At 64.9% G+C, this 9,421-nt stretch carries 10 protein-coding genes and 1 tRNA gene; 7 read left to right on the top strand and 4 right to left on the bottom strand.

What is annotated here, in order from left to right:
• Positions 1-68 precede the first annotated feature (68 nt).
• The 3 genes from LB538_RS18450 to LB538_RS18440 all read left to right on the top strand — a co-directional run bounded on the left by LB538_RS18450 (position 69) and on the right by LB538_RS18440 (position 3,984).
• A complete protein-coding gene (locus tag LB538_RS18450) occupies positions 69-1,472 on the top strand; it encodes a lipopolysaccharide biosynthesis protein (RefSeq protein ID WP_224527503.1) in 1,404 nt (467 codons plus the stop codon).
• Positions 1,472-2,752, top strand: coding sequence for a GNAT family N-acetyltransferase (locus tag LB538_RS18445; protein ID WP_224527501.1), 1,281 nt, complete (start codon positions 1,472-1,474; stop codon positions 2,750-2,752). The genes LB538_RS18450 and LB538_RS18445 overlap by 1 nt, the downstream gene beginning before the upstream one ends.
• A gap of 71 nt (positions 2,753-2,823) precedes the next feature.
• Positions 2,824-3,984: a YncE family protein gene (locus tag LB538_RS18440; protein WP_224527499.1), complete on the top strand. Its 1,161-nt coding sequence runs from the start codon at positions 2,824-2,826 to the stop codon at positions 3,982-3,984.
• A gap of 102 nt (positions 3,985-4,086) precedes the next feature.
• Here the strand turns inward: LB538_RS18440 and LB538_RS18435 are convergent.
• Positions 4,087-4,171 (bottom strand) — tRNA-Leu (locus LB538_RS18435).
• Positions 4,172-4,504: 333 nt separating this feature from the next.
• On the opposite strand from LB538_RS18435, the gene LB538_RS18430 reads away from it, so the two are divergent.
• Together LB538_RS18430 and LB538_RS18425 are read left to right on the top strand one after the other, a co-directional pair.
• A complete protein-coding gene (locus tag LB538_RS18430; protein WP_224527497.1) occupies positions 4,505-5,095 on the top strand; it encodes a YqaA family protein in 591 nt (196 codons plus the stop codon).
• 23 nt (positions 5,096-5,118) lie between these two features.
• On the top strand, positions 5,119-5,637 hold the full coding sequence (locus LB538_RS18425; RefSeq protein ID WP_095767503.1) for a disulfide bond formation protein B: 519 nt from the start codon (positions 5,119-5,121) through the stop codon (positions 5,635-5,637).
• Positions 5,638-5,784: 147 nt separating this feature from the next.
• Here the strand turns inward: LB538_RS18425 and LB538_RS18420 are convergent, their stop codons facing one another.
• On the bottom strand, positions 5,785-6,342 hold the full coding sequence (locus LB538_RS18420) for an HNH endonuclease (RefSeq protein ID WP_027167440.1): 558 nt from the start codon (positions 6,340-6,342) through the stop codon (positions 5,785-5,787).
• 111 nt (positions 6,343-6,453) lie between these two features.
• The gene (locus LB538_RS18415) at positions 6,454-7,113 is read right to left on the bottom strand and encodes a DNA-3-methyladenine glycosylase family protein (RefSeq protein ID WP_224527495.1); all 660 of its coding nucleotides are present in this window, start codon (positions 7,111-7,113) and stop codon (positions 6,454-6,456) included.
• 91 nt (positions 7,114-7,204) lie between these two features.
• Between LB538_RS18415 and gluQRS the strand changes: the two genes are divergently transcribed.
• Positions 7,205-8,074, top strand: a complete 870-nt coding sequence (gene gluQRS / locus LB538_RS18410) for a tRNA glutamyl-Q(34) synthetase GluQRS (RefSeq protein ID WP_224527493.1) — start codon at positions 7,205-7,207, stop codon at positions 8,072-8,074.
• 4 nt (positions 8,075-8,078) lie between these two features.
• On the opposite strand, the gene LB538_RS18405 is transcribed toward gluQRS, so the two are convergent.
• Positions 8,079-8,336 carry a hypothetical protein gene (locus tag LB538_RS18405; protein ID WP_224527491.1) on the bottom strand — a complete coding sequence of 86 codons (258 nt, stop codon included), beginning with the start codon at positions 8,334-8,336 and terminating at the stop codon, positions 8,079-8,081.
• 183 nt (positions 8,337-8,519) lie between these two features.
• Between LB538_RS18405 and LB538_RS18400 the strand changes: the two genes are divergently transcribed.
• The gene (locus tag LB538_RS18400) at positions 8,520-9,410 is read left to right on the top strand and encodes a DMT family transporter (RefSeq protein WP_224527489.1); all 891 of its coding nucleotides are present in this window, start codon (positions 8,520-8,522) and stop codon (positions 9,408-9,410) included.
• The last annotated feature ends 11 nt before the right edge of the window (positions 9,411-9,421 follow it).

Genomic DNA, 9,421 nt, shown 5'->3' with positions numbered 1-9,421 from the left:
CCCTTTCTTAAGGTGTTTCGGATAGACCCGAAACCTTGGAAAGAGGCGGAAAACGGAGAGTATTCGGGGTGCGCTTTTCCGCGGCGACGACTGCCGGGCGGTTCCTGCCGCAGCGCTGGGCGCTGCGCATGCGGCCATTGCTTGGCCGCATCGATGCCGTGCTGTCCACCGCCGACGAGCGCGGCGAAGCCGGGCGCATGTCGCTGATCGCCTTCTCCATCCGCATCGTCAGCGCCTTCATCGCCTTTGTCAGCCAGGTGCTGATGGCACGCTGGATGGGCTCGTTCGAATACGGTATCTCGGTGCTGGTCTGGGTGACGATGGTCATCGTCGGCAACCTCGCCTGCCTCGGCTTTCACACCTCGGTCATCCGCTTCATCCCCGAATATCGCGAGCGCGGCATGCTGGCCGAGCTGCGCGGCATCGTGCAGGCGAGCCGCCTGTTCGTGCTCGTCGCCTCGACGCTGGTGGCAGGCCTCGGCGCCCTTGGCGTCTGGCTCGCCTCGGACTGGATCGAGAATTACTACGTCGTCCCCTTCATCCTCGGCGTCATCTGCCTGCCGATGATCGCGCTCGGCGACCTTCTGCAAGGGCTGGCGCGCGCCAATTCCTGGGCGCTGCTGGCGCTGTCGCCCACCTATCTAGTGCGGCCGGTGCTGATCCTGGCGTTCATGGCGCTGATGCTTGGCCTGCACTATGTGCCCGACGCCAAGACCGCGATCTTCGCCTCCATCGCCGCAACCTATGTCACCACGCTCGGCCAGCTGATGGCCGTCACCTCGCGCATGGAGAAAAAGATCCCGGCCGGGCCGATGGCGGTGCATTTCGGCCAGTGGATCCTCGTTTCGCTGCCGATCTTCCTGGTCGAGGGCTTCTTCTTCCTGCTCACCAATGCCGACGTGCTGATGGTGGGCGCCTATCTCGACCCCAATGACGTCGCTGTCTATTTCGCCACGGTGAAGACGCTGGCGCTGGTGCATTTCGTCTATTTCGCGGTCAAGGCCGGCGTTGCACAGCGCTACGCCCAGTTCACGCATGGCGAGCCGCATCGGCTCGCCGCCTTCGCCCGCGAGACCGTCTCCTGGACCTTCTGGCCCTCGCTGCTGATGGCGCTCATGGTGCTGGCGCTGGGCGAGCCTATGCTGGTGCTGTTCGGTCCCGAATTCGCCGCCGGCTACCCGCTGCTCTTCCTGCTGGTGCTGGGCGTCGTGGCGCGCGCCGCCGTCGGCCCCTGCGAAAGCCTGCTCACCATGAGCGGGAACCAGAACATATGCGCCGCCGTCTATGCCATGACGCTTGCGCTCAACATCGGCCTCAACGTGATCCTCATTCCGCTGTTCGGCCTCTGGGGCGCGGCAATCGCCACCAGCCTGGCCATGGTCTTCGAGGCCAGCGCGCTCTCCTTCACCGTCTGGCGCAAGCTCGGCATCGTGATGGCGATCTTCGTGCCCGCAAACAAGGAAATCGCCTGATGGCCGCCGTCCCGTTGCTCGAAGAGACCAGCGGCGGCACCGCCGGCGCCATGGTTTCCAACCTTGCCGGCCTGGCGCGCGAGGTCGACCCCGCCCATATCGAGCTCTTCGCCAGCAACAGGCCGGAGCGCAAGCTCGCCATCTACCCGGCCTCGGCCGGCTTCGACCTCGTCGAGGAACTCGACTATCTCAGCGCCCGCACGATCGAGCCGAACGTCTTCTTCAACCCGCGCTTCCTGGCGCCGGCGATGCCGCGGCTGGAAGACCGCGAGGTGCGGCTGGCCGTCATCCGCGACGGCGACGAATACCGCAACCGGCTTCGGCTTCTGGCGCCGTTCTCGGTCGAGCGGCCGGCGATCCCGCTCGGCGTCCCGGTGATGCGCACATGGTCGAGCCCGTTCGGCCCGCTCGGAACGCCGCTGGTCGATCGCGACGATCCGGTCGGCGTCATCGAGGATTTCTTCTCGATGCTGTCGAGGCCGCATCTCAAGCTGCCAAAAGTCTTCGTACTGCCCGATATGCGCCTCGATGGTCCGGTGGCGAGCCTGCTCACCTCCTTTGCCGACAGCCGCGGCTTGACCATGGTCACCACCGGCAAGGTCGAGCGGCCGGTGCTGGAAAGCAATGCCGACGGCGAGGACTACCTCAAGGCATCGCTGCGCGCGCATCACTATCGCGAATTCCGCCGCCTGAAGCGGCGTCTCGCCGACCTCGGCAAGCTGGAGCACACCGTGGCGCGCGGGCCGGACGAGATCCGCCACGCCATCGAAAGCTTCCTGACGCTGGAAGCGGCCGGCTGGAAAGGCCGCGAGCGCACCGCGATGGCGATCGACCGCTACCGCGCCGCCTTCGCCCGCGAGGCCGTGCACAGGCTGGCCGAGCAGGACATGTGCCGCATCCACCTTTTGACGCTCGACGGCCGCACCATCGCCTGCCTGGTCGTCTTCGTCGAGGCCGGCGTCGCCTATACCTGGAAGACGGCCTATGACGAGGCGCTCTCCGCCTATTCGCCAGGAACGCTGCTGATGATCGAGGTGACCAGGCAGCATCTCGACGATCCCAACATCGTCATGACCGATTCCTGCGCGGTTCCGGACCATCCGGTGATGAGCCGTCTGTGGAGCGAGCGCAAGCCGATGGGCACGCTGGTGATCGGGCTGACGCCGGACGCCGACCGGCTGGCCCGTCAGGCCGCCTCGCAACTGCATCTCTACCGCGAGACCCGCAACATGGCGCGCATCTTGCGCAACCGCATGCGGAGCCTGCTGAAAAGACGCTAGATGGGCGGCGAGACACCGGCTATGGCTTGCGGCGGCCGGACCCGGCCTGCCTTCACCACAAAGCACTTCAAATGATCGATACCGTACTGCGCTTCGCCCGCCTTTGTGCGCCGCTTGTCCTGCTCGCCATGCTTCCGGCTCGAGCCGTGGCCGACACCTGCCCGGAGGATTGCAGCGATCCGGCGCCTCCCCCGGTCAATATCTACAGCCAGACCACGGCCGGCCATCTGAGCCCCGCCACCGCCGGCGCGCTGCCGCGCGTCTATGTGCCGAACCGCTCCTCCAACAGCGTCTCGGTGATCGACACCGTCACCTTGAAGGAGGTCGGCCGCTTCCCGGTCGGCAGCAAGCCGCAGCATGTTATTCCGTCCTGGGATTTGAAGACGCTGTGGGTCGCCAACAACGGCACCGGCAAAAACGGCAGCCTGACGCCGATCGACCCGATGACGGCCATGCCCGGCCAGCAGATCGCGGTCGACGACCCCTACAATCTCTATTTCATGCCGGACGGCAGCGCGGCAATCGTCGTCGACGAGGCGATGGAGCAGCTCGATTTCCGCGACCCGCACACCATGGCGTTGAAATCGAGCCTGCCGACGCCGACTTGCCCGGGCATCAACCATGCCGACTTCTCTGCCGACGGCTCCTATGCGATCTTCACCTGCGAATATGGCGACGGCGGCTTGGCCAAGATCGACCTGAAGAACCAGAAGTTGCTCGGCCATCTGGACTTCTCCAGGATGGGCATGCCGCAGGACATCCGCCTGTCGCCCGACGGCAAGGTCTTCTACGTCGCCGACATGATGAATGACGGCGTGTTCCTGGTCGACGGCGACAGTTTTCGGGAAATCGGCTTCATCCCGACCGGCATCGGCGCGCACGGCTTCGTCGTCAGCCGCGACGGCAAGCGGCTCTACGTCTCGAACCGCGGCTCGCACAGGATGGAGCAGGGCAAGGCCAGGGGTCCGGGAAGCGTCACGGTGATCGACTTCGCCACCCGCGCGGTGGTCGCGCAATGGCCGATCCCCGGCGGCGGCAGCCCCGACATGGGCAATGTCAGCGCCGACGGCAGGCAGCTATGGCTGTCGGGCCGCTTCGACAGCGAGGTTTATATGATCGACACCACCAGCGGCGCCGTGACGAAAATCCGCGTCGGCGCCGAGCCGCATGGCCTGACGGTGTGGCCGCAGCCGGGGCGCTACTCGCAGGGGCATACGGGGAATATGCGGTAGGGCGTTCGGGATGGCCTGCCATGCGAAGCTCGTAAGGGCAATGGCCTGCCACCCGAAGCTCAAAAAGGGTGGCCTGCCATCCGAAGCTCGCAGAGCGAAGAATGGTGCCCCTAGCCGGGATCGAACCAGCACTCCTTGCGGAACTCGATTTTGAGTCGAGCGCGTCTACCAATTCCGCCATAGGGGCTCAGGCCGGGCGGCCTGGATGGGCGCGGACTATACGGTTGGACAGCCTTTCGTCAACTGGCCTGTTGCGGATTTGCCGGCACCGCTTCGGCCAAACAGCATCCGGCGGTCTTGTAAGGACCACCGCCATTGTGCGCCGCGGGAAACCTTTCTAGAGAGGCGAATGTTTAAGGTGCTCGGTCGATAATGGCGGCTGCGGCGCTTTGGGTCCTTGTTTCGTGCATGCCGGTGGCCGAAAACCGCTGCGCCGTTTGGGGTGACATGCATTAGGCAATTCCAGGAAAAGCGCAGCGGTTTTCCGTCCGGAATTGTGTCAATCGCATTAGGAGAGCCGATGCTTCGCGGACTTTACGACTGGACCCTGTCGCTGGCGGCGCGCAAATCGGCCGAATGGTGGCTGGCCTTCATCGCCTTCGTCGAAAGCTCGGTCTTCCTGGTGCCGGCCGACGTGCTCTTCCTGCCGATGGCGCTGTCCAAACCCCAGCGCGCCTATCGCTACGCGCTGATCGCCACGGTCGCTTCGGTCCTGGGCGGCGTCGCCGGCTGGTTCATCGGCCACTATGCCTATGAGGCAGTCGCCAAGCCGGTGCTTGAATTCTACGGCAAATATGATGAGTTCGAGCAGTTGCGCACCTCGTCCGGCGTCGGCTTCATCATCCTGATGCTGGTCACCTCGGGCGCGGCCCATCTGCCGCCGATCAAGGTGGTGACGATCCTGTCGGGCGTCATCGGCGTCAATCTGTTGCTTTTCATCGGGCTCGCGATCGTGGCGCGCGGCGCGCGTTTCCTGCTGCTTGCCTGGCTGCTTCGCCGCTATGGCGAGGAGATCAGAGAGTTCATCGAAAAGCGCTTGGGATTGATTGTCGGCGCCGGCGCCGCTGCCCTGATTTTGCTCTATATCCTCGTCAGATACGCCCACGGATAGCGACGCAACAACGGACCCGATAGATGACCGCGACCATGAATGCCGATACCGGACGCCAGCGCATGCGCGCGGCGCTCTTTCTCGCCGTCGCCATGGCCGCGACGGTCGGCTCGGCGCTCGCCTTCCAATATATCGGCGGCTACATCCCCTGCCATCTCTGCCTGGAGCAGCGCACGCCCTACTATATCGGTGTACCGCTGATGGTGCTGGCGGCGATCGCCTCGATGCTGCGCGCGCCGGCCTGGGTGACGCGCGGCCTGCTCGCGATCGGCGGCTTGCTGATGCTCTACGGCCTCTATCTCGGCGTCTATCATTCGGGCGTCGAATGGGCCTGGTGGCAAGGTCCGGCCGACTGCACCGCCGGCGCCGGTCCGGTCGACACCGGCGGCAAGGGCGTGCTCGACGCGCTCGACAAGTTCGTGCCGCCCTCCTGCGACAAGGCCGCGCTGCGCATCCTCGGCCTGTCGCTCGCCGGCTGGAACGCCATCGCCAGCCTCGTCCTCGCCGCCGTCGCCTTCCGCAGCGCGCTCGCACGGGACTGAGCCGGCACCAAAGCGGCGCAGAATTCGGCAGGATGAGTCGTATGAAGTGAGCGTCGAGAACCGGAGCGGAGCGTACTTACAGTACGTGAGCGCCGGAAGCGCAGACGCTTGCTTCAGACGGCCAGCCTCCCGAATTCTCGAACGATCTCAAGGTTCGAGTTCGACATCCCAGTAGAGATAATCCATCCAGCTTTCATGCAGATGGTTGGGCGGGAACAGGCGGCCGTTGTTGTGCAGGTCGTGCACCGTCGGCTGATAGGGTTTTTGCAGCGGCCACATCTTGGCCTGGGCCGGCATCATGCCGCCCTTGCGGAGGTTGCAAGGCGAGCAGGCGGCGACGACATTCTCCCAGGTCGTCGCTCCGCCGCGATGGCGCGGGATGACATGGTCGAACGTCAGATCCTCGGGCGTTCCGCAATACTGGCACTGGAAGCGGTCGCGCAGGAAGACGTTGAAGCGGGTGAAGGCGGGATGCCTGGACGGCTTCACATAGGCTTTGAGGCTGACCACGCTCGGCAGCTTCATCGAGAAGGTCGGCGAAGAGACGGCGTGCTCGTATTCGGCGACGATGTTCACCCGGTCGAGGAAGACGGCCTTGATGGCGTCCTGCCACGACCAGAGCGACAGGGGGTAATAGCTGAGCGGACGGTAGTCCGCGTTCAGCACCAGCGCGGGAAGCCCATCCGGAGATACGGCAACCGTCACGTCCTTCGCCTCCTTGCTTCTAGAACCGAACGGCGCGGATACTGTAAGCCCGACATGACAGGGATGTGAAGCGGATTGTCGTGCGTCGAAATCGCCAAAACCGCATGATTTTCAGGCTTTTTTTGCCATTTCGACAGTCGGCGCCGCATCCCTGCCCTTCAATTCCCGGTAATAAGCCCAAAAAAGCCGTGACGCGACACCCCGATACGGGCTCCATGATTCGGCCAGCCGGATAAGCATTTTCTCCGGCGGGCGCGGGTTGATGCCGAGCGCATGGCCGACCGCCGTCTGCAGTGCGACGTCGCGCGCGGGAAACACATCCGGGTGGCCGGCGGCAAACAAAAGGTAGCATTCCGCCGTCCATGGACCGATGCCGGGCACGGCCGTCATCGCCGCGATCGCCTCGCCGGCGTCCAGGGTGCACAGGTGATCGAGATCGAGCCCGCCGGCCACCGCTTCGGCCACGGCGAGCAGCCCGCGCTGTTTCGGCCGCGACAGCCCGGCCTCGCGAAACACGCCCTCGCCGGCGGCAAGGATCGCCTGCGGCGTCAGCGGGTCGACAAGCTTCACCAGCCGCCCGAAGATGGCGTCGGCGCTGGCGCGGGAAACTTGCTGTGAAACGATAATGGAAGCGAGGCTCTGAAAGCCAGGTTCCGACAGCCGCAGCGGCACTTCGCCCGCCCGGCCGCGCACGGTCGCCAGCCGCGGATCGATCCGGCAGAGCGCGTCGAGCCCTGTCGCAATGTCGTCCAGCGAGGCGATGCGTTGCACGTTGCTTGTTCCCAGGGCGCCCGCGAAATGGCAATTGATGGCTAACTAGCAACCGGCGGAAGCGCCTTTCAACCCGAATACCGCCCGAGATATGACACTCCTGACATTCCGCTTCGCGCCGAGCCCCAATGGCCAATTGCATCTCGGCCATGCCTACTCGGCTCTGCTCAACCAGCGCATGGCGGCGCAGGTCGGCGGGCGCCTGCTGCTGCGCATCGAGGATATCGATGTCCTGCGCTGCACGCCCGAATTCGAAGCCGGCATTTTTCGCGACCTCGAATGGCTGGGATTGCGTTGGGAAGAACCGGTGCGCCGCCAGTCCGAGCATTTCGCCGAATACCGGGAGGTGCTGGACCGGTTGATCGCCGAGGAACTCGTCTATCCGGCCTTCATGAGCCGCGGCGAGATCCGCGCCTTTATCGCCGAGACCGGCGGCCGCGACTGGCCGCGCGATCCGGACGGCGTGCCGCTCTATCCGCCGCTCGACAAGCACTTGCCGGTGAAGGAACGCAAGCGGCGGATCGCGGACAACATGCCCTTCGCCTGGCGGCTCGATGTCGAGGCGGCGATGGCGCGCGTCACGGCCGGCCTGTCATGGGTGGAGTTCACCGACGAGACGATGTCGGCGACGCGAGCAATCGAAGCGCAACCGCGGGCCTGGGGCGACGTCATCATCGCCCGCCGCGACATCCCGACCAGCTATCATCTCGCCGTCGTCGTCGACGACGCGCTGCAGGCTGTCAGCCATGTCGTGCGCGGCCAGGACCTCTATTCGGCGACCGGGGTGCAGCGCCTGCTGCAGCAACTGCTCGGCCTGCCGCAGCCGCGTTATTTCCACCACCGCCTGATCCTCGGTGCGGACGGCAGGAAACTGTCAAAGAGCCTCAAGGACACCGGCCTGGCCTCCCTCCGGGAGGCGGGCATGTCGCCGCAGGACGTCAGACGATTGGTCGGTTTTTAGCTGGCTAGAGGCGCGCCATCCCGGCCTTGATCAGCGCCAGCACGCTGATGAAGACAAAGGCGCCGCCCAGCCCGCAGGCCACCGCCAGCTTGAGATCGCTCAGGCTGATGCCATGCTTGTTTGCGACCCCCACCGCGACGAAAAAGCCGAAGATGAACAGCAGTGTGTTGCCGGTCGGGCCGAAGCCGCTCTCCTTCATGATCGCGTCGAGCGCCGTGCCGAAGAAGAAGCCGAAGGCCACAATGATCGCGAAGGCGAACAAGAGCCAGGTCGTGTCCAGATGCAAAAACATGCCTCACCATGGCGCGGCGACACGCCATGCCCCTGTTGGCACGGTTTGATGAATTCAACTTAGCTTATGGATCAACCGTTTCGTTTTGCTTGCGGGATTGAACGGCATTAGAGCAATTGCCGTCATCAACCGTTCATCCCGGCAGCCTCCCCCATGCAGAGCATCAAGCGGTTCATTCCCGCCTCCTTCGTCGTTCTGTGGGCGACCGGCTTCATTGGCGCGCGCTATGCCATGCCCTGGGCGGAACCCTTCACCTTCCTTGCCATCCGCTTCGTGATCGCGGCGGCCCTGTTCGCGGGGCTGACCGTTCTGCTTGGCTCGCGCAAGGCGACGCGCGAAGAGGCGCTGCACGCAACGGTGGCCGGCGTCCTCATGCATGGTGTCTATCTCGGCGCCGTCTTCTGGGCGATCCACAGGGGCATGCCGGCCGGGTTTTCGGCGCTGATCGTCGGCCTGCAGCCGTTGATCACCGCCGTGCTCGCCGGAAAGTTCCTCGGCGAAGCGATCCTGCCGCGCCATTGGGCCGGCCTCGCCGTCGGCCTTCTCGGCGTCGTCATCGTGCTGTGGCCGAAGCTGGGCGCGCTGGGCGGCGGCGTCACGCCGGCGACGCTGACGGCTTCGCTCGTCTCCGTGCTTGGCATGAGCGCCGGCACCATCTGGCAGAAGCGCTATGCCTCAGGCGGCGATCTGGTGTCGGCGACGATGTGGCAGTATGTCGGCGGCTCCGCCGTGATGATCCTGGGCTCGCTCGCCTTCGAGACCCGCGCCGTCACCATCAATGGCGAATTGATCTTCGCCATGGCCTGGCTGGTCCTGGTGCTGTCGGTCGGCGCCATATTCCTGCTGATGGTGATGATCAGGGACGGTGAGATGTCGAAGGTCGCCTCGCTATTCTACCTGGTGCCGGCCGTAACCGCGGTCATCGCCTGGCTGCTTTTCAACGAGCAGCTCAACCTGCTGCAGATCGCCGGCATGGCGATCGCCACGCTCGGCGTCGCCCTGGCGACGGCGCGACAGGCGAGGAAAGGGGAACTGGGGAATTGAAGAACTGGGGA

The organism is Mesorhizobium sp. Ca11, from assembly GCF_020165275.1.
Classification (GTDB): Bacteria; Pseudomonadota; Alphaproteobacteria; order Rhizobiales; family Rhizobiaceae; genus Mesorhizobium.
Note: the sequence above shows the minus strand (reverse complement) of the source record. Positions and strands in the feature narration are given on the sequence as shown.

What these genes read in the sequence shown, in the direction of transcription:
- LB538_RS18445 (WP_224527501.1), top strand. Translation starts at nt 1,472, where the DNA reads ATGGCCGCCGTCCCGTTGCTCGAAGAGACCAGCGGCGGCACCGCCGGC.
- LB538_RS18440 (WP_224527499.1), top strand. Translation starts at nt 2,824, where the DNA reads ATGATCGATACCGTACTGCGCTTCGCCCGCCTTTGTGCGCCGCTTGTC.
- LB538_RS18430 (WP_224527497.1), top strand. Translation starts at nt 4,505, where the DNA reads ATGCTTCGCGGACTTTACGACTGGACCCTGTCGCTGGCGGCGCGCAAA.
- LB538_RS18425 (WP_095767503.1), top strand. Translation starts at nt 5,119, where the DNA reads ATGACCGCGACCATGAATGCCGATACCGGACGCCAGCGCATGCGCGCG.
- gluQRS (WP_224527493.1), top strand. Translation starts at nt 7,205, where the DNA reads ATGACACTCCTGACATTCCGCTTCGCGCCGAGCCCCAATGGCCAATTG.
- LB538_RS18400 (WP_224527489.1), top strand. Translation starts at nt 8,520, where the DNA reads ATGCAGAGCATCAAGCGGTTCATTCCCGCCTCCTTCGTCGTTCTGTGG.